11 protein-coding genes and 3 rRNA genes are annotated in these 19,862 nt (G+C 66.3%); 7 read left to right on the top strand and 7 right to left on the bottom strand.

All coding sequences use genetic code 11. The annotated features are described in order from the left end of the window. Window positions 1-32 precede the first annotated feature (32 nt). Genes OG568_RS27650 through OG568_RS27630 form a run of 5 tightly spaced genes read left to right on the top strand, consistent with a single transcriptional unit; the run spans window position 33 to window position 6,716 of the window. Complete coding sequence (locus OG568_RS27650; protein WP_329533497.1) at window positions 33-893, top strand: hypothetical protein; 861 nt, start codon at window positions 33-35, stop codon at window positions 891-893. Beyond that, window positions 883-2,211, top strand: a complete 1,329-nt coding sequence (locus OG568_RS27645; RefSeq protein WP_329533496.1) for a hypothetical protein — start codon at window positions 883-885, stop codon at window positions 2,209-2,211. Before OG568_RS27650 ends, OG568_RS27645 begins: the two co-directional genes overlap by 11 nt. A 14-nt stretch (window positions 2,212-2,225) precedes the next feature. Continuing rightward, the gene (locus tag OG568_RS27640) at window positions 2,226-3,767 is read left to right on the top strand and encodes an SCO6880 family protein (protein WP_266591225.1); all 1,542 of its coding nucleotides are present in this window, start codon (window positions 2,226-2,228) and stop codon (window positions 3,765-3,767) included. A 14-nt stretch (window positions 3,768-3,781) separates the two neighbouring features. Next, window positions 3,782-5,206, top strand: a complete 1,425-nt coding sequence (locus OG568_RS27635; protein ID WP_266583584.1) for an ATP-binding protein — start codon at window positions 3,782-3,784, stop codon at window positions 5,204-5,206. Window position 5,207: 1 nt separating this feature from the next. Continuing rightward, on the top strand, window positions 5,208-6,716 hold the full coding sequence (locus OG568_RS27630; protein ID WP_329533495.1) for a type IV secretory system conjugative DNA transfer family protein: 1,509 nt from the start codon (window positions 5,208-5,210) through the stop codon (window positions 6,714-6,716). Window positions 6,717-6,756: 40 nt separating this feature from the next. Here the strand turns inward: OG568_RS27630 and OG568_RS27625 are convergent, their stop codons facing one another. Beyond that, window positions 6,757-7,299: a GNAT family N-acetyltransferase gene (locus OG568_RS27625; protein ID WP_329533494.1), complete on the bottom strand. Its 543-nt coding sequence runs from the start codon at window positions 7,297-7,299 to the stop codon at window positions 6,757-6,759. 123 nt (window positions 7,300-7,422) lie between these two features. On the opposite strand from OG568_RS27625, the gene OG568_RS27620 reads away from it, so the two are divergent. Next, window positions 7,423-8,184 carry a CDP-alcohol phosphatidyltransferase family protein gene (locus tag OG568_RS27620; protein WP_329533493.1) on the top strand — a complete coding sequence of 254 codons (762 nt, stop codon included), beginning with the start codon at window positions 7,423-7,425 and terminating at the stop codon, window positions 8,182-8,184. A 197-nt stretch (window positions 8,185-8,381) separates the two neighbouring features. Here OG568_RS27620 and rrf read toward each other — a convergent pair. The 4 genes from rrf to OG568_RS27600 all read right to left on the bottom strand — a co-directional run bounded on the left by rrf (window position 8,382) and on the right by OG568_RS27600 (window position 14,774). After that, window positions 8,382-8,498: ribosomal RNA gene (gene rrf / locus OG568_RS27615) — 5S ribosomal RNA — on the bottom strand. A 95-nt stretch (window positions 8,499-8,593) separates the two neighbouring features. Beyond that, window positions 8,594-11,715 (bottom strand): 23S ribosomal RNA (locus OG568_RS27610). Window positions 11,716-12,032: 317 nt separating this feature from the next. Next, window positions 12,033-13,558: ribosomal RNA gene (locus OG568_RS27605) — 16S ribosomal RNA — on the bottom strand. Together the 16S, 23S and 5S rRNA genes form the textbook arrangement of a ribosomal RNA operon. A gap of 655 nt (window positions 13,559-14,213) precedes the next feature. After that, the gene (locus OG568_RS27600; protein ID WP_266433050.1) at window positions 14,214-14,774 is read right to left on the bottom strand and encodes a MarR family winged helix-turn-helix transcriptional regulator; all 561 of its coding nucleotides are present in this window, start codon (window positions 14,772-14,774) and stop codon (window positions 14,214-14,216) included. Window positions 14,775-14,918: 144 nt separating this feature from the next. Between OG568_RS27600 and OG568_RS27595 the strand changes: the two genes are divergently transcribed. Further along, window positions 14,919-16,196 (top strand): MFS transporter, encoded by a 1,278-nt coding sequence (locus OG568_RS27595; protein WP_329533492.1) that lies wholly within the window; start codon window positions 14,919-14,921, stop codon window positions 16,194-16,196. An 86-nt stretch (window positions 16,197-16,282) separates the two neighbouring features. Here OG568_RS27595 and OG568_RS27590 read toward each other — a convergent pair whose 3' ends face one another. Together OG568_RS27590 and OG568_RS27585 are read right to left on the bottom strand one after the other, a co-directional pair. Beyond that, a complete protein-coding gene (locus tag OG568_RS27590; protein ID WP_266433046.1) occupies window positions 16,283-17,938 on the bottom strand; it encodes an ATP-binding SpoIIE family protein phosphatase in 1,656 nt (551 codons plus the stop codon). 240 nt (window positions 17,939-18,178) lie between these two features. Further along, entirely contained in the window at window positions 18,179-19,558 is a 1,380-nt protein-coding gene (locus OG568_RS27585) for an NAD(P)/FAD-dependent oxidoreductase (RefSeq protein WP_329533491.1), read from the bottom strand. Window positions 19,559-19,862 lie beyond the last annotated feature (304 nt).

Below are 19,862 nucleotides of genomic sequence, written 5' to 3'. Positions count from 1 at the left end.
GTTCAGGAAGAGGTTGAGGGGGCGTACGCGACATGAGTCCCGGTGACGAACCCGGATACGGGGACGGCTCCCGCCGCGACGACGGGGGGTACGGGGGGACGGGCCAGACCCGTACCCGCCTCCCCGACCGCCCCGGAGACGTCTACGGCGGCGCCCGCCGCGGCCGCTCCTCCTCACGGAGCCTGGTGACGGTGGTCGGCGTCGTCGTGCTCCTCATCGCGGCCATCGCCTTCGCGAACCGTGGAGGAGACGATTCCTCTTCCTCCTCCGGAACCGGCGGCGCAAGCAACGGCGCCTCCAAAACCTCCCCCACGGCCCCTTCGGGCCAACGCCCGGTGGACACGAAAACCGGGGGCATCCCCACGGGGTTCGCGCACAGCGAGCAGGGAGCGCAGAGCGCGGCGGCGAACTACGCGGTGGCGCTGGGGTCGACGAGCATGTTCCAGAAGGCCCGTCGGCACAGCCTGGTCGACACCCTCTACACCTCCGACGCGGCCGGCCGTCTCCAGGGCCCGCTGGACGACGCCTACTCGACGAGCTTCCTCAACAAGCTGGGACTCGACGCGTCCGGCAACGCGCCACAGGGCAGCACCTTCGTCTCCCGCACGATCCCCGTCGGCAGCAAGGTCGAGCAGTACAGCGCCACCGCCGCCAAGGTGTCGGTCTGGTACCTGGGCCTCATCGGAATGTCCGCGCAGAACTCGACCGACCCCGTCACCTCGACCTGGAAGACGTGGACCTTCGAGCTCCAGTGGTCCGGCGGGGACTGGAAGATCGTCACCGACTCGCAGAAGGACGGCCCCGCCCCGGTCCCCGGTGACGACAAGGCCGCCACCTCCGACGAGATCAGCAAGGTCATCGAGGAGTACGGAGGGTTCACTTATGCCCGGTAGCCCACGCCGTGTACTCAAGCTCACCGGCGCCGTCACAGCCGTACAGACCGCGGTCGTCGTGCTGGCGTCCCATGCCTACGCGGCCCCACCGAGCCCGACGCCGAACTCGAGCCCCAGTGCGAGCGCGAGCGCCTCGACCGACTCGTGCAGGCTCATCGTCGGCGAGGCCAAGAAGTACTGCGAAAAGGGCAGCACCACCGGCGGTACCACCGACCCCGGTACCACCTCCACCCTCGACCCCCTCTCCTCGCTGGCCAAGGGCTGTGCCGAGGCCGCGTCCTGGACCATCGACAAGCTCTCCGCGGCGGTCAAGGGCACCGCGAACGTCGACTTCACGAACCAGAAGTTCCTCCAGCAGTACGCCGTGGTCTTCGCCGCCTCCACCATCCTCACCCTCCTCCTGTGGCTGCTGGCCGTGGCGAAGCGGGCGGTGCGAGGCGTCCCCCTCGGCACCGCGATCTCCGAGGCGATCGGCTTCCTCTGGCTCACGGTCCTGGCGTCGGCGTTCACCCCGCTGATCCTCTACACCGTCGTCTCCGCGAGCGACGGCGTCACCGACGTCCTCGCCAAGACCACCGGCAACCAGACCGACACCTTCTTCGGCACCTTCTCCGGCGCCCTAGCCAAGGGCCAGAACATCGGCGGCGGCCCGATCATGCTGATCGTCGTCTCCCTGGTGTCGATCCTGGCGGCAGGCGTCCTGTGGCTGGAGCTCGTCATCCGCGCCGCCCTGCTGTACGTCGGCGCCCTGCTCGGCACCGTCGTCTACGCCGGGCTCGTCGACAAGAACCTGTGGGGCCACGTCCGCCGCTGGGCCGGCATCATGATCGCCGTCATCCTGGTCAAACCGGTCATTGTGATCGTGCTGGGCCTCGCCGGCGCGCTGTCCACCAACGGCGGCCCGGACTCCTTCTCCGCCGTCGTCTCCGGCCTCGCGATCATCCTGCTCGCCATCTTCGCCAGCGCGATGATCTACCGCTTCGTGCCCGGCTTCGGCGACGAGATCGCCAACGGCCGCAACAACCGCATCATGCAGGGTGCCGAAAGCAAGGCCGCGGCCGTGATCAGCTCCCCCGCCACCCTGGTCGCCCAGGGCATCAAGACCCACAGCGCCCGCGCCGACAACAACGGCGGAGGCGGCGCGGGTGGCGGCAACAGCCAGCCGCGCCCCGCGAACCCCGTCTCCGGAGGCGTGTCCGCCCACAGCACCCGTACGCCGAACGGAGGCGGCGGATCTGTCCCCTCCGCCGCACCCCCACCGCGTACCGGCAACACCCGCAACAGCAGTACCAACCGCACGGGAGGTGAAGGGCGTTGACGACCGATTCCCACGTGTCCCATCCGGTCACGCCCCGCCGTACATATCTGATCGGCCGCGCCCGGCCGAACGCGATCGTCGGCCGGAACCGCGAGTCCGGCGAGATCGCGCTCATCATCGCGGGCGCGTTCCTCGGCATGATGTGCGGCTTGCTCGTCCCCGTCCTCTCCCTGCGGATCGTGCTGCTGATGGGCTTCCCACTGGTGGCCATCGCCGCGGTGTACGTCCCGTACAAGCGCCGCACGTTCTACAAGTGGTTCGAGATCAACCGCAGTTACAAGCGCAACCTGCGCCACGGCACCGCGTACCGCAGCAGCGTCCAGGAGGCCGGCACACGCCTTGACGGCAAAGAGGTCGAGATCGGGCCGCCGCCCGGCATCGGCCGGATCTCCTGGCTCGCGGCCCCCTTCGGCCCCGACGAGATCGCCGTACTCCTGCACGCCGACCGCCGCACCGTCACCGCCGCCATCGAGATCGAGGGCCCGGGCGTCGGCCTGCGCGACAGCGAGGACCAGGAAGCCCTCGTCGACCGCTTCGGCACACTGCTCAAGCACGTGGCGAACGGCGACGGCTTCGTCACCCGCCTCCAGATGCTCGCCCGCACCCTCCCCGCCGACCCGGACGCCCACGCCAAGGACGTCGCCCAACGCGGGGACGAGAAGGCGCCGCCCTGGCTGCAGCAGTCCTACGACCAGCTCCAGTCCATGGTCTCCACCAGCAGCGAGCAGCACCGCGCCTACCTCGTCGCGTGCATGCACTACAACCGTGAACTCGCCGCCGAGGCCCAGGCCATGGCCCGCGCCGCCCGTCCCCAGGGCGGCAGGAAGCTGGACCGCGACGCCGGGCTCGCCGTCGTCATGGCGCGCGAGCTGACCGACATCTGCTCGCGCCTCCAGGAAGCCGACATCCGCGTACGCCAGCCGCTCGGTCAGGGCCGGCTGGCCTCCCTCGTGCACTCCATGTACGACCCCGACCACCCGATCGACCACATCCAGGCGATGACGAAACGTAATGCCTGGCCCGCCGAGCTCGACGCCATGGAGCCCACCTACCTCCAGGCGAAGACCCGCGAGTCCTCCACCCGCGCCCCCTGGTGCCACGCCACGGCCTGGGTGAAGGAATGGCCGATGACCCCGGTCGGCGTGAACTTCCTGGCGCCGCTCCTGGTCCACACCCCGGACGTCATCCGCACCGTCGCCGTCACGATGGACCTCGAACCCACCGAGGTCGCCATCGAGCGCATGCTGACGGAGAAGACGAACGACGACGCCGAGGCCAGCCGCCAGCTCAAGATGAACCGCACGGTCGACCCCCGCGACGTCGCCTCCCACAACCGCCTGGACCAGCGCGGCGAGGACCTCGCGAGCGGCGCGGCAGGCGTCAACCTCGTCGGCTACATCACGGTCAGCTCCCGCTCCCCCGAGGCCCTCGCCCGCGACAAGCGCACCATCCGCGCCTCCGCCGGAAAGTCGTATCTGAAGCTGGAGTGGTGCGACCGCGAGCACCACCGGGCCTTCGTCAACACACTGCCGTTCGCCACCGGAATCCGCAGGTAGGAGCTGATGTTCTGATGCGGGATCCGCTGTCCGCCGCGACAGACGCCTTCACGGGCTTCCTCTTCGGCAAGGTCGAGACGACCCGCCTGCCCGTGCGCACCTCCACGGGCCAGGCCCAGGCGGTCTACCTGCCGACCGCAGCGCCCGGCCTCGGCGACTCGGGCGTCATCATCGGACGCGAGGTGTACTCCGGGAAGGGCTACATCTACGACCCCTTCCAGCTGTACGGCCAGCAGCTCCCCGCGCCGCACTGGCTGGTGCTCGGCGAGTCCGGCAACGGCAAGTCGGCGCTCGAGAAGACGTACGTCCTGCGGCAGCTGCGCTTCCGCGACCGCCAGGTCGTCGTGCTCGACGCACAGGGCGAGGACGGCGTCGGCGAGTGGAACCTCATCGCGGAAGAGCTGGGAATAACCCCCATCCGTCTGGACCCGACCGCGGCCCTGGACATGGGGATCCGGCTCAACCCGCTCGACCCGGCGATCACGACGACGGGCCAGCTGGCCCTGCTGCGCACGATCATCGAGGTCGCGATGGGCCACGGCCTCGACGAGCGGTCCGGCTTCGCCCTCAAAGTCGCGCACGCCTACGTCAACGAGACGATCGTCGAGCGCCAGCCCGTACTGATGGACATCGTCGAACAGCTACGGCACCCCGAGCCGGAGTCGGCCGAGGCGATGAACGTCGCCATAGACGACGTACGGGCGTGGGGCCTGGACGTCGCCCTGGTCCTCGACCGCCTGGTCGACGGTGACCTCAGGGGCATGTTCGACGGCCCCACGACGGTGGGCATCGACCTCGACGCCCCGCTCATCGTCTTCGACCTGTCCCACATCGACCGCAACTCCATCGCCATGCCGATCCTGATGGCGATCGTCGGCGTGTGGTTGGAACACACCTGGATCCGCCCCGACCGCAAGAAGCGCATCTTCCTGGTGGAGGAGGCGTGGCACATCATCAACAGCCCCTTCGTGGCCCAGCTCTTCCAGCGCCTGCTGAAGTTCGGCCGACGCCTGGGTCTGTCCTTCGTCGCGGTGGTCCACCACCTGTCCGACGTGGTGGACGGCGCGGCGGCCAAGGAGGCGGCCGCGATCCTGAAAATGGCGTCCACCCGGACGATCTACGCCCAGAAGGCCGACGAGGCACGGGCGACGGGCCGGGTGATCGGCCTGCCCAGGTGGGCCGTCGAGATCATCCCGACCCTGACCCCCGGTATCGCCGTCTGGGACGTCAACGGCAACGTCCAGGTGGTCAAACACCTCATCACCGAAACCGAACGCCCCCTCGTCTTCACCGACCGCGCCATGACCGAGTCCTCCGCCGACCACCTCGCCGACGACGCGCTGCGCGCCGCCGAACGGGAGGCCGAGGAACGCGCCGCGGCCTTCGTGGAGCAGCACCTCGCCGATCTCGACGGTTCGTCCGAGTCCACGGTGGCGTGAGATGAGCCGGGACGGGCGGGACCGCCGCAGGGCGGAGAGCGAGGGCGGCATCCCGGACGGCCTGCTGGTCGGGGTGCTCGCCTTCCTGCTCGGCATGACCTTCCTGATCTGGTCGGCCACCGGCCTCGCCGGCTGGTTCGCCCACGGAGCCTGGCCGAACGCGGTCACCTTCGCCCGCACACCGCTGGCCCTGCGGCACCTGATCGGGCACCCGCACGACGTGGCGGGCGCCTGGCCGGACTCGCCCCCGGACCAACTCTCGGGGTACGGGCTCTTCTGGGGCCTGTTCATCGGCCAGCTGATGGTGCTGGTCGTGATGGCCGTCTTCGTGATGGGGACGTGGGCACGGTGGCGGGCGGTCCGGGCGAGACGGAAGGCGGGGGCGTACGCGAGACCGGCACCGGCGCCGGTACCGACCCCCGCTCCGGTACCTGAACCGGCCCCGGCACAGCTTGAGGTTCCGGTGCAGCGCCCAGCGCCGGAACCGACGGAGCTGCTACCCGCAGAGGCGGAACCACAGCAGCCCGCGTCGGCCACCTTGGCAGCGGACAGTAAACGGGTGGGTGCGTGGGAAAGAAATCGCACCGCAGCCGCGCTCATCCTCGGCCCCGCCGAAACCCGCCACCCCACCGCGACCCAGGCCGTACGAGACGCGGACGGCCCCGCCCTGGTGGTCACCTCCAACCCCGCCATCTGGGCGGAGACCAAGGACGCCAGAGCCAAACTGGGCCCCGTCCTCCTCTACGACCCCTCCCACCTCTGCGACACCCCGGCCCGCCTCCACTGGTCCCCCGCCACCGGCTGCGAGGACAAGGCCACGGCCGCATCAAGAGCCGCCGCCCTACTCGGCCCCGTACGCCCCACCGCCAAGGTCGACCAGGCCATGGCAGACGTCGCCGAAACGCTCCTGCGCAGCTATCTGCACGCCGCCGCCGTGGAGGGCAAGGCCTTCCGCCACGTCCACCGCTGGGCCCAGGGCGCCCAGGTACAGGACGCCGTACGAGCCCTCCGTACGAACCCCAAGGCCGCTTCCGGCGCGGCGGGCGAACTCGAGGCCGCCCTCACCTCGCACCCGGAACGCCGCGACATAGCGCAGGAGTTGACGGCCCGCGCCCTGTCCGCCCTCTTCACGGTCAACGTCCGCGAATCCTGCACTCCCAACCGAAGTGACGCCCTCACGCTGGATTCCTTCGTCAACGAAGGGGGCACGCTCTATGTGGTCGGTGAACCCATCGAGGACCCCAAGGCGAACCCCGGCGCGATGCCGCTCCTGACGGCCCTCGTCTCAAGCGTGGTCGAGCGCGGCCGGCGCATGGCCGAACGGTCATCCTCCGGTCGCCTCGACCCACCACTTACTCTCGTCCTCGACGACGTCGCCGCGGTGGCCCCGCTCCCCCAACTCCCGGGGCTGCTCGCCACCGGAGCCGACCAGGGCCTGCCCACCCTGGCCCTGCTCCGCTCCCAGGAACAGGCCAGGGCCCGCTGGCCCCAGCACGAACTACCGGTCTGACGACACCCAGGGTCTGCCCGCACCTACGGCCTGACGGCACCTACGCCCTGGCGATCACGAACTCCAGATCCCGGGTCCCCGCGTTCCCCTCGGACACCACGGAACCCCCGGTCGGCACGAACCCCGCCTTGCGGTAGAAGGCCTCGGCGCGCCCGTTCTTCTCGTGCACGAACAGCCGTACACGCGGGAGCCCGCGCTCCCAGGCCCAGGCGAGAGCCGCGTCGACGAGCGCATCCGTCACACCGCTCCCCCGGTGCTCGGACCGCACGAAGACACCGACCAGATGCCCCTGGTCCTGCTCGATCACCGCATCGAAGAAGTCCCGCCCGCCGGCCTTCTCGATCAGCATGACCACGGAACCGCCCCACACCCCGTCCGGCCCGACAGCGACGAACTGCCGCGCCCCGTCCCCCTCCGCGGCCCCCGCCGCCCGCTCCTGCCAGAAAGAATCGGGCCGGGCCGCCGCCTGCTCGTACGTCTCCAGGAACGCGAGATGCGCCACGGGGTCCTTCAGGGCAGCAAGCCGCAACTCCTTGACCGCGGGCCACTCGTCGGCGCTTATAGAGCGAATTACCTGGTTCATGGAGCCCACCGTAGTCTCCGCGCCCGACGTCGCTCATCTGAATTCCACCCTGCCGATCCCCGCCGTCCGGCACCCCGTCATGCTCTTCCCTGTACTCACATTGATCCCAGGGGAGAAAGCCGCATGACCAAGGTCCAACTAGAGGAACTCCGCGAGGTCATCCACCCCGCGGGCAAACTGGAGAGCAGGGCGGAGCACTGGGCCGGCCGCCTCTACATGCGCGCGCTCTCCCTGCGGGTGACCCGCCTGATGCTGGGCACCCGCGTCTCGCCGAACCAGATCACGACGGTCATGGTCTTCGCGGGCGTGCTCTCCGGGGTCGCGCTCGTCGTCCCCGGCCTGGGCGGAGCCGTACTGTCCGTCCTCTTCATGCAGTTGTATCTGCTCCTGGACTGCGTGGATGGAGAAGTGGCCCGCTGGCGGCGCCAGTTCAGCCCGCTCGGCGTCTACCTGGACCGCCTCGGCGCCTACCTCGCCGATGCCGCCGTCATGGTCGGCATGGGCATCCGCGCCGCCGAACTCGGCCTGAACCTCTACCTGGTGGCCGGCCTGGCGGCGGCGATCGGTGTACTGCTCCTGAAGTCGTCCTCCGACCTGGTCCACGTGGCCCGGTCCGACAGCGGCATGGAGAAGGCCACCGACCAGTCCGTCGTCCCGCGCTCCAGCGGCCTCGCCCAGGTCCGCCGCCTCGCTTCCGCCGTCGGCCTCCACCGCCTGGTCAACGGCATCGAGTGCACCATCCTGCTGCTCGTGACGGCCGTCGTCGACCTGGCGCTCGGTGACCTGACGGCGACGAAGATCGCGACCATGGCCGTGACGGCGATCGTCTGGCTGCTGGTCCCCGCGCACATCGTCTCGATCGTCGCGTCGTCCCGTCTGAAGTAACCGAACGAGGGGCACACGGGGCCGAGCAACAGCCCCGCGTGCCCCTCGCGGATGCGTATCTGGCCCTCAAGGCAGCGGGACGACTGTAAACCGGCACAAAAAAGGGGCCTCTCGAACCGAGAGGCCCCAAAAAAATGACCGTGAACACAGAAAACCCCCGTACCGATATCCCGGTACGGGGGTTCCCCATAAAATTTGTTCGGCGGCGTCCTACTCTCCCACAGGGTCCCCCCTGCAGTACCATCGGCGCTGTGAGGCTTAGCTTCCGGGTTCGGAATGTAACCGGGCGTTTCCCTCACGCTATGACCACCGAAACACTATGAAACTTTTCAAACTACCGCACCATTGCCGTGGCCCGACAACGGGGTTGTTCGTGGTTTCAGAACCAACACAGTGGACGCGAGCAACTGAGGACAAGCCCTCGGCCTATTAGTACCGGTCACCTCCAGCGGTTACCCGCCTTCCAGATCCGGCCTATCAACCCAGTCGTCTACTGGGAGCCTTAACCCCTCAAGGGGGTGGGAATACTCATCTCGAAGCAGGCTTCCCGCTTAGATGCTTTCAGCGGTTATCCCTCCCGAACGTAGCCAACCAGCCATGCCCTTGGCAGGACAACTGGCACACCAGAGGTTCGTCCGTCCCGGTCCTCTCGTACTAGGGACAGCCCTTCTCAATATTCCTACGCGCACAGCGGATAGGGACCGAACTGTCTCACGACGTTCTAAACCCAGCTCGCGTACCGCTTTAATGGGCGAACAGCCCAACCCTTGGGACCGACTCCAGCCCCAGGATGCGACGAGCCGACATCGAGGTGCCAAACCATCCCGTCGATATGGACTCTTGGGGAAGATCAGCCTGTTATCCCCGGGGTACCTTTTATCCGTTGAGCGACGGCGCTTCCACAAGCCACCGCCGGATCACTAGTCCCGACTTTCGTCCCTGCTCGACCCGTCGGTCTCACAGTCAAGCTCCCTTGTGCACTTACACTCAACACCTGATTACCAACCAGGCTGAGGGAACCTTTGGGCGCCTCCGTTACTCTTTAGGAGGCAACCGCCCCAGTTAAACTACCCATCAGACACTGTCCCTGATCCGGATCACGGACCCAGGTTAGACATCCAGCACGACCAGAGTGGTATTTCAACGACGACTCCACACGGGCTGGCGCCCGCACTTCACAGTCTCCCACCTATCCTACACAAGCCGAACCGAACACCAATATCAAACTGTAGTAAAGGTCCCGGGGTCTTTCCGTCCTGCTGCGCGAAACGAGCATCTTTACTCGTAGTGCAATTTCACCGGGCCTATGGTTGAGACAGTCGAGAAGTCGTTACGCCATTCGTGCAGGTCGGAACTTACCCGACAAGGAATTTCGCTACCTTAGGATGGTTATAGTTACCACCGCCGTTTACTGGCGCTTAAGTTCTCAGCTTCGCCACCCCGAAGAGTGACTAACCGGTCCCCTTAACGTTCCAGCACCGGGCAGGCGTCAGTCCGTATACATCGCCTTACGGCTTCGCACGGACCTGTGTTTTTAGTAAACAGTCGCTTCTCGCTGGTCTCTGCGGCCACCCCCAGCTCAGAGTGCAAGACTCATCACCGGTGATGGCCCCCTTCTCCCGAAGTTACGGGGGCATTTTGCCGAGTTCCTTAACCATAGTTCACCCGAACGCCTCGGTATTCTCTACCTGACCACCTGAGTCGGTTTAGGGTACGGGCCGCCATGAAACTCGCTAGAGGCTTTTCTCGACAGCATAGGATCATCCACTTCACCACAATCGGCTCGGCATCAGGTCTCAGCCTTAATGTGTGACGGATTTACCTATCACACGGCCTACACCCTTACCCCGGGACAACCACCGCCCGGGATGGACTACCTTCCTGCGTCACCCCATCACTCACCTACTACAGGTCTGGTCCGTCGGCTCCACCACTCCCCTTTGCCCGAAGGCTCCGGGGCGGCTTCACGGACTTAGCATCGCCTGGTTCGATGTTTGACGCTTCACAGCGGGTACCGGAATATCAACCGGTTATCCATCGACTACGCCTGTCGGCCTCGCCTTAGGTCCCGACTTACCCTGGGCAGATCAGCTTGACCCAGGAACCCTTAGTCAATCGGCGCACACGTTTCTCACGTGTGTATCGCTACTCATGCCTGCATTCTCACTCGTGAACCGTCCACCACTGCCTTCCGGCGCGGCTTCACCCGGCACACGACGCTCCCCTACCCATCACAGCCTCCGTTGGGAGTATTGCTGCAATGACACGACTTCGGCGGTACGCTTGAGCCCCGCTACATTGTCGGCGCGGAATCACTAGACCAGTGAGCTATTACGCACTCTTTCAAGGGTGGCTGCTTCTAAGCCAACCTCCTGGTTGTCTCTGCGACTCCACATCCTTTCCCACTTAGCGTACGCTTAGGGGCCTTAGTCGATGCTCTGGGCTGTTTCCCTCTCGACCATGGAGCTTATCCCCCACAGTCTCACTGCCGCGCTCTCACTTACCGGCATTCGGAGTTTGGCTAAGGTCAGTAACCCGGTAGGGCCCATCGCCTATCCAGTGCTCTACCTCCGGCAAGAAACACACGACGCTGCACCTAAATGCATTTCGGGGAGAACCAGCTATCACGGAGTTTGATTGGCCTTTCACCCCTAACCACAGGTCATCCCCCAGGTTTTCAACCCTGGTGGGTTCGGTCCTCCACGACCTCTTACAGCCGCTTCAACCTGCCCATGGCTAGATCACTCCGCTTCGGGTCTTGAGCGCGCTACTAAATCGCCCTATTCGGACTCGCTTTCGCTACGGCTTCCCCACACGGGTTAACCTCGCAACACACCGCAAACTCGCAGGCTCATTCTTCAAAAGGCACGCAGTCACGACGCACTGAGTAAACTCAATGCGCGACGCTCCCACGGCTTGTAGGCACACGGTTTCAGGTACTATTTCACTCCGCTCCCGCGGTACTTTTCACCATTCCCTCACGGTACTATCCGCTATCGGTCACCAGGGAATATTTAGGCTTAGCGGGTGGTCCCGCCAGATTCACACGGGATTTCTCGGGCCCCGTGCTACTTGGGTGTTTCTCAAACGAGCCGTTGACGTTTCGACTACGGGGGTCTTACCCTCTACGCCGGACCTTTCGCATGTCCTTCGCCTACATCAACGGTTTCTGACTCGTCTCACGGCCGGCAGACCGTGAAAGAGAAATCCCACAACCCCACATACGCAACCCCTGCCGGGTCTCACACGCATATGGTTTGGCCTCATCCAGTTTCGCTCGCCACTACTCCCGGAATCACGGTTGTTTTCTCTTCCTGCGGGTACTGAGATGTTTCACTTCCCCGCGTTCCCTCCACTTGCCCTATGTGTTCAGGCAAGGGTGACAGCCCATGACGACTGCCGGGTTTCCCCATTCGGAAACCCCCGGATCAAAGCCTGGTTGACGACTCCCCGGGGACTATCGTGGCCTCCCACGTCCTTCATCGGTTCCTGGTGCCAAGGCATCCACCGTGCGCCCTTAAAAACTTGGCCACAGATGCTCGCGTCCACTGTGCAGTTCTCAAACAACGACCAACCACCCATCACCCCGAACCTTCCGGTTCGAGTGCACTGGGGCCGGCACTGAAGGCAGCCAACAATCGGCCGTACCTTCAGACACCCAACAGCGTGCCCGGCATCCCCGCCACCCATGATCAGCTTTCCACGCCCCGAAGAGCAGTACTCACAGCCTGAGATGACCGAAAATGCCGAATAATCAACGTTCCACCCATGAGCAACCACCGTCGAACATTTGCCGACGTAATGGCCCTGGACCACCGGGCAAGCCCGGCAGCCTAGATGCTCCTTAGAAAGGAGGTGATCCAGCCGCACCTTCCGGTACGGCTACCTTGTTACGACTTCGTCCCAATCGCCAGTCCCACCTTCGACAGCTCCCTCCCACAAGGGGTTGGGCCACCGGCTTCGGGTGTTACCGACTTTCGTGACGTGACGGGCGGTGTGTACAAGGCCCGGGAACGTATTCACCGCAGCAATGCTGATCTGCGATTACTAGCAACTCCGACTTCATGGGGTCGAGTTGCAGACCCCAATCCGAACTGAGACAGGCTTTTTGAGATTCGCTCCGCCTCACGGCTTCGCAGCTCATTGTACCTGCCATTGTAGCACGTGTGCAGCCCAAGACATAAGGGGCATGATGACTTGACGTCGTCCCCACCTTCCTCCGAGTTGACCCCGGCAGTCTCCTGTGAGTCCCCATCACCCCGAAGGGCATGCTGGCAACACAGAACAAGGGTTGCGCTCGTTGCGGGACTTAACCCAACATCTCACGACACGAGCTGACGACAGCCATGCACCACCTGTACACCGACCACAAGGGGGCGACCATCTCTGGCCGTTTCCGGTGTATGTCAAGCCTTGGTAAGGTTCTTCGCGTTGCGTCGAATTAAGCCACATGCTCCGCTGCTTGTGCGGGCCCCCGTCAATTCCTTTGAGTTTTAGCCTTGCGGCCGTACTCCCCAGGCGGGGAACTTAATGCGTTAGCTGCGGCACCGACGACGTGGAATGTCGCCAACACCTAGTTCCCACCGTTTACGGCGTGGACTACCAGGGTATCTAATCCTGTTCGCTCCCCACGCTTTCGCTCCTCAGCGTCAGTAATGGCCCAGAGATCCGCCTTCGCCACCGGTGTTCCTCCTGATATCTGCGCATTTCACCGCTACACCAGGAATTCCGATCTCCCCTACCACACTCTAGCTAGCCCGTATCGAATGCAGACCCGGGGTTAAGCCCCGGGCTTTCACACCCGACGTGACAAGCCGCCTACGAGCTCTTTACGCCCAATAATTCCGGACAACGCTTGCGCCCTACGTATTACCGCGGCTGCTGGCACGTAGTTAGCCGGCGCTTCTTCTGCAGGTACCGTCACTCTCGCTTCTTCCCTGCTGAAAGAGGTTTACAACCCGAAGGCCGTCATCCCTCACGCGGCGTCGCTGCATCAGGCTTTCGCCCATTGTGCAATATTCCCCACTGCTGCCTCCCGTAGGAGTCTGGGCCGTGTCTCAGTCCCAGTGTGGCCGGTCGCCCTCTCAGGCCGGCTACCCGTCGTCGCCTTGGTGAGCCACTACCTCACCAACAAGCTGATAGGCCGCGGGCTCATCCTTCACCGCCGGAGCTTTTAACCCACCCAGATGCCCAGGCAGGTATTATCCGGTATTAGACCCCGTTTCCAGGGCTTGTCCCAGAGTGAAGGGCAGATTGCCCACGTGTTACTCACCCGTTCGCCACTAATCCACCCCGAAGGGCTTCATCGTTCGACTTGCATGTGTTAAGCACGCCGCCAGCGTTCGTCCTGAGCCAGGATCAAACTCTCCGTGAATGTTTTCCCGTAATCGGGACGACACCACGAGAGCGGAACCAGGAAGAGGAATAATCCCCCCGGTTCACAGCGTCCTCGCTGTGCGCCTACCAGGCAGTGCCCGGCAGGACTTTTTCAAAGGAACCTCGCCCCAGCCGATCGGCCGGAGACGGGGTATCAACATATCTGGCGTTGATTTTTGGCACGCTGTTGAGTTCTCAAGGAACGGACGCTTCCTTTGTACTCACCCTCTCGGGCTTTCCTCCGGGCGCTTCCCTTCGGTCTTGCGTTTCCGACTCTATCAGACCGTTTCCCGATCCGATTTCCTCGGTGCTTTCCAGGTTTCCGCTTCCGCGTTTCCCTTTCCGGCGGTTCCGACTCTATCAGATCCTTTCGGGCCTGATTCCCAGTCAGCGGGGCTTGTCTTCCCGGCCCTTCGGCCGTTCCGACGTCCCAAACTTTAGCGGATCGTCTCGGCGAGTTCCTAATCGGACCGCCGCGTCCCAATCGAATTGAATTCGGGCACGCCGAATTCACCCGACTGGGCGATCGTGCTGGTGGTTTGGGTGCCGCTACTGCGGCGGAGGTGCTACCGCAGAACCGTTACGGCCCCGTGGCAACTCGAAGAACCTTACGGATCCAGCAGGGTGGTGTCAACCGTCCCTGTCAAGATCTTTTAATCGAGGTCGCTGAGCCGGCCGCCCGCGTCGGGCTGGGCGTGCTCCACCCGTCGTAGAAGACGGGTCAGGACCTCACCGAGGACACCGCGCTCATCGGCGGACAGGTCCTGGAGGAGGTCCTCCTCGAAGACCGTGGCAAGGCGCATCGCCTCCAGCCACTTCTCGCGCCCCTCGTCCGTCAGCTCCACGATCACCCGGACGCGGTTCGACTCGTCGCGCTCCCGGGTGACCAGACCCTCCGCGACCATGCGGTCGATCCGGTGGGTCATCGCGGCCGGGGTCAGGCCCAGCCGCTTGGCGAGGTCGCTGGGGCCCATGCGGTAGGGCGCGCCGGACAGGACGAGGGCCTTGAGGACCTCCCACTCGGCGTTGCTGATGCCGAGCGTGGCGGTCTGGCGGCCGTAGGCCACGTGCATACGGCGATTGAGGCGGCCGAGGGCCGACACGATCTTCTCGACCTGGGGGTCGAGGTCCCGGAACTCGCGCTGGTAGGCGGCGATCTGTTCGTCGAGTGTCGGCTCGGTTGTCGGCTCAGTGACGCCGGGGGTGTCGCCCATGTCCGAAGTATCGCATGAGCTCGCTTGGCATTGAAGTCCTTCGAGCTGTACAGTTCAACTTCTAACTTTAGCTTTGAAGTCTTCAGGCCTGCATCCATGCATGCCGCTGCTTCACGACCAAGGCAGGTGAAAGTGACCAGGGCGATGGGCGCAGCGATGCGCCGGATCCACGTGGGCAACGCACTCGGAGCGTTCGGGCTCGGCTTTACCGTCCCCTTCCTCTACGTCTATGTGGCGCAGGTTCGGGGACTCGGCTCCATGACGGCGGGCCTTGTGCTCGCCGTCTTCGCCGTGGCCGCTCTCGTGGTGCTGCCGTTCGCCGGGCGGGCCATCGTCCGGCGCGGCCCGCTGCCGGTCCTGCTCACCGCCCTGGTCACCGCCGCCTTCGGGGCGCTGAGTCTGGGGCTGGCGAGCAACGCCACGACCGTGCTGCTGTCGGCGGCGGCGCTCGGAGCGGGACAGGCCGTCATGCAGCCGGCGCTGGCGACGATGATCGTGGACTGCTCGACGGCGGACACGCGGTCGCGTGCCTTCGCGACGCAGTTCTTCCTGCAGAACCTCGGGCTCGGTGTCGGCGGTCTGATCGGCGGCCACATCGTCGACACGACCCGCGCGAGCTCGTTCACGCTGCTGTTCGCGATCGAGGCGGCGATGTTCCTGGTGCTGGTCGTGATCATGGCGACCGTACGGGTGCCGCACGCGCCGCAGATCAAGGGGAACGCGCCGCAGGCCGAGGGCGGCGGATGGAAGCAGCTGCTCGGCAACCGGGCCATGGTGCAGCTGTCCGTGCTGGGCTTCGTGCTGTTCTTCGCCTGCTACGGGCAGTTCGAGTCGGGGCTGTCCGCGTACGGCGTCGAGGCGGCCGGGATCTCCCCGTCCGCGCTCGGTACGGCGATGGCGGCGAACACCGCGATGATCGTGGTGGCGCAGTTCGCGGTGCTGAAGTTCGTCGAGCGCCGGAAGCGGACGCGGGTGATCGCGGCGGTGGGTCTCATCTGGGCCGTGGCGTGGCTGACCGCCGGATACGCGGGGCTCGGACACGGCAGCCGGACGATGGCCACGGCGGCGTTCGTCTCGACGTACGCGCTGTTCGGACTCGGCGAGGCGATGCTGTCGCCGACGGTGGCGCCGCTGGTCGCGGATCTGGCGCCGACGGGGCTGGCCGGCCAGTACAACTCCGCCTTCGCCCTGGTGAAGCAGCTGGCACTGGCCATCGGTCCGGCGGTGGGCGGTCCGATGGGGGCGTCGCTGCACGGTCCGTACGTCGTGACGTTCCTGCTCTTCTCCCTCGGCATCACGTTCCTGGCGCTGCGGCTCGGGCGACAGCTCAGCCCCGTACAGAACCAGCCGTGGCTGGCGAAGAGCCGGGTGGTGGCTCAGGGTGGGGCGGCGCCTGCGGAGCCGGTGCCGGCGAGCGCCTGACAGAGGTTCGTACGACGGCTGCCACCACGTTTCGGCGTGGCGGCGGCCGTCTTCTGTTTCTCAAGGAACACACCTGGCGGCAGCGGTCAGCCGGCGGTGCGTGGCAGGGCGAACTCGCACCACACCGCCTTCCCTCCCCCTGGCGTACGGCGGGACCCCCAACCGGAGGCGATCGTCGCGACGATCGCGATACCGCGTCCGGCTTCGTCGGCGGGCTCGGCGCGGCGCCGCCGGGGCAGGTGGTCGTCTCCGTCGGTGACCTCGATGATGAGGCGGCGGTCGGTACGGCGCAGCCGGAGCCGCATCGGCGGGGTGCCGTGCTGAAGGGAGTTGGCGACCAGTTCGCTGGTGGCGAGGACGCCGAGGTCATGGAGTTCGGACGGGAAACGCCAACTCGTCAGCACGCCGGAGGCGAAGGCACGCGCGCGTGGAGCCGCTTCGACCCCGCCGAGCAGCTCCAGGGCCGCGTTGCGGAAGAGCTCACCGTCGGGGCCCGTACGGGCGGGGTGCTGGAGGACGAGGACGGCCACGTCGTCGTCGTGGTCGGCGGTGACGCCGGCGGAGCGGACGAGGCGGTCGCAGACGACCTGGGGTGTGCCCGTCGCCCCCGCCAGGGCGCGCTCCAGGGACGCGATCCCCTCGTCGAGGTCCTCGTCGCGGCGCTCGACCAGGCCGTCGGTGTAGAGGACGGCCGTGGAGCCGGGACCCAGCGGGACCGAGCCCGAGGCGTGCATCCAGCCGCCGGTGCCGAGCGGCGGCCCGGTGGGTTCGTCGGCGCGGATCACCGTGCCGTTCTCGTCGCGGACGAGGATCGGGAGATGGCCCGCGGAGGCGTACACGAGCCGCCCCTCGTTGGGGTCATGGACGGCGTACGCGCAGGTGGCGATCTGGTTGGCGTCGATCTCGGTGGCCAGGCCGTCGAGGAGCTGCAGGACCTCGTGCGGGGGCAGGTCGAGGCGGGCGTACGCGCGTACGGCGGTGCGCAGTTGCCCCATGACGGCCGCGGCCCGCACTCCGCGGCCCATCACGTCGCCGATGACGAGCGCGGTGCGGCCGCCGCCGAGGGTGATCACGTCGTACCAGTCGCCGCCGACCGCGGCCTCGGTGCCGCCGGGCTGGTAGGTGGCGGCGACGCGCAGGTCGTCGGGTTCTTCCAGCTCCTGGGGGAGCAGGGAGCGCTGGAGGGTGACGGCCGTCTCACGCTGGCGGCGCTCGCTGGCGCGCAGCCGCTCGGCGGCCTCGGCGTGGTCGGTGACGTCGGTGGCGAAGACGAGTACGCCGCCGTCCTGGACCTCCGGGGTGGCGTCGACGGGCGTGCAGGTGAAGGTGTACGAGCGACCGCCGGGCGCTTTGCGGGACTTGACCGTGCGCGGCTTGGCGCTGCGCAGCACCTGGTCGAGGAGCGGGAGCAGGCCGATCTCGGCGAGCTCGGGCAGGGCCTCGCGCGCGGGTTCGCCGACGGGTCGGGCGCCGAAGGCCGCCACATAGGCGTCGTTGACGTACGCGAGGCGGTGGTCGGGGCCGTGTACGAGGGCGACGAGAGCAGGAACGCGGTCGAGGACCTCACGCACGGGCAGGTCGTCGACGGCGGGGACGGGTGGCGCGTCGTCGGTCAGCTGCTCGGCGCGGGCCGCGGGCACGGAGCCCTCTCCTCGCCGGTCCGGAGAGGCCGTGTGTTCGGTCCGCGCCGCGGTGCGGCGCTGTGTTCCGGGGAGCCGGGCGCTCCAGCGGGTGAAATTCACCGAATCCTTGCCTCGTGATTGTCGTCTCCGGTCGGCTCCGGATCCGGCCGGGGGTCCGGCCCGCGGCCGGAGCCACTGGAGCGCTGCCTCCCTGATCGAAATCCGGGAGATGCGGCGCTTGGGAAGAAGCTTGTGGGTGCGAAGAGCGAACCGTCGGCCCGCCCAAGGTCGGGACCAGTCTGGCCGACCGGACCGACATCCGTCAGACGCCCGCCTGATCGGTGGAGTTCCTGGGTCCGGTCAGGACGACCCCTTCGGGTCGAGCTTCGGGTCGAGAGGATGCTTTCCACCGGCCGCGAGTTCGAACTCCGCTCGAGGATGTTCGAGCGATCCGAGGGACACGATCTCCCTTTTGAAGAGCCCCGCCAAGGTCCATTCGGCGAGTACGCGGGCCTTGCGGTTGAAGGTCGGGACCCTGCTCAGGTGGTAGACGCGGTGCATGAACCAGGCAGGATAGCCCTTCAGCTTGCGGCCGTAGACGTGCGCGACCCCCTTGTGCAGCCCGAGGGACGCGACCGAGCCGACGTACTTGTGGGAGTACGTCTCCAAGGGCTCGTCGCGCAGGGAGTGCGCGATGTTGTCGCCGAGGACCCTGGCCTGGCGTACCGCGTGCTGGGCGTTGGGCGCGGTCTCCTTGCCGGGCTCCTCGACGGTGACGTCGGGGACGGCGGCGGCGTCTCCCGCCGCCCACGCGTGCGGGGCGCCGTCGACGGTCAGTTGCGGGGTGCACTTGAGGCGACCGCGCCCGTTGAGGGGGAGGTCGGTGGCGGCCAGGATCGGGTGCGGTTTCACGCCGGCGGTCCACACGACCGTGCGCGTGGGGAAGCGGGCGCCGTCGCTGAGGACGGCGATCCGGTCCGCGCAGGAGTCGAGGCGGGTCTCGAGACGTACGTCGATGTTGCGGCGGCGCAGCTGGGTGACCGTGTATTTGCCCATCTCCTCGCCGACCTCGGGGAGGATGCGGTTCGACGCCTCGACGAGGATCCACTTCATGTCGTCGGCCTTGACGTTGTGGTAGTAGCGCGCGGCGTAGCGGGCCATGTCCTCGAGTTCGCCGAGCGCCTCCACACCCGCGTAACCGCCCCCCACGAAGACGAAGGTCAGGGCGGCGTCGCGGATCGCGGGGTCCCGGGTGGAGGAGGCGATGTCCATCTGCTCGATGACGTGGTTGCGCAGCCCGATGGCCTCCTCGATGGTCTTGAAGCCGATGGCGTAGTCGGCGAGTCCGGGAATCGGGAGGGCGCGTGAGACCGAGCCGGGGGCGAGGACGAGTTCGTCGTACGTGATCTGTTCCGTGCCGGCGCCCTCTTCCGCGGTGGCGAGCGTGCTGAGCGTCGCGGTGCGCTTGGCGTGGTCGATGCTGTGGGCCTCGCCGACGACGATCCGGCACCGGTCGAGGACCCTGCGCAGCGGGACCACCACATGGCGCGGCGAGATCAAGCCCGCGGCGGCCTCGGGAAGGAACGGCTGATACGTCATATAGGGGTCGGGGGAGACGACGGTGATCTCGGCCTCGCCCCGACTAAGTTCCGGCTTCAACTTTCGTTGGAGGCGCAGGGCGGTGTACATCCCGACGTAGCCGCCGCCGACGATGAGAATGCGCACAGGTTCCTTCACCATCCCATGACGCACCCCGCTCTTGAGTTTGTCCACAGGCTCGACAATTTGTGTGACCGGCCGTCGAGGGCCCGAGGGGTTGGCCGGATTGCCGGAGTGCGAGAAGAGTGCGCAGGTCAGCGGGGATGTTCGGGGGGTTCGGAGGGGGCGTAATCGGGAGGTAACAGACCCGTACTCCGATCGGGGGGCGCTCCGTGCGGAACCTGCCCCTTCTGAATTGACCCCCACTCAACTATGTTCGTGTGTCGACGGGGTGTAGGGGGATGCGCTCGACGAGTCCGCTCGACGGGTTCGTGAATCAAGCTTG

The sequence above is a fragment of the Streptomyces sp. NBC_01450 genome (assembly GCF_036227505.1).
Taxonomy (GTDB): domain Bacteria; phylum Actinomycetota; class Actinomycetes; order Streptomycetales; family Streptomycetaceae; genus Streptomyces.
Note: the sequence above shows the minus strand (reverse complement) of the source record. Positions and strands in the feature narration are given on the sequence as shown.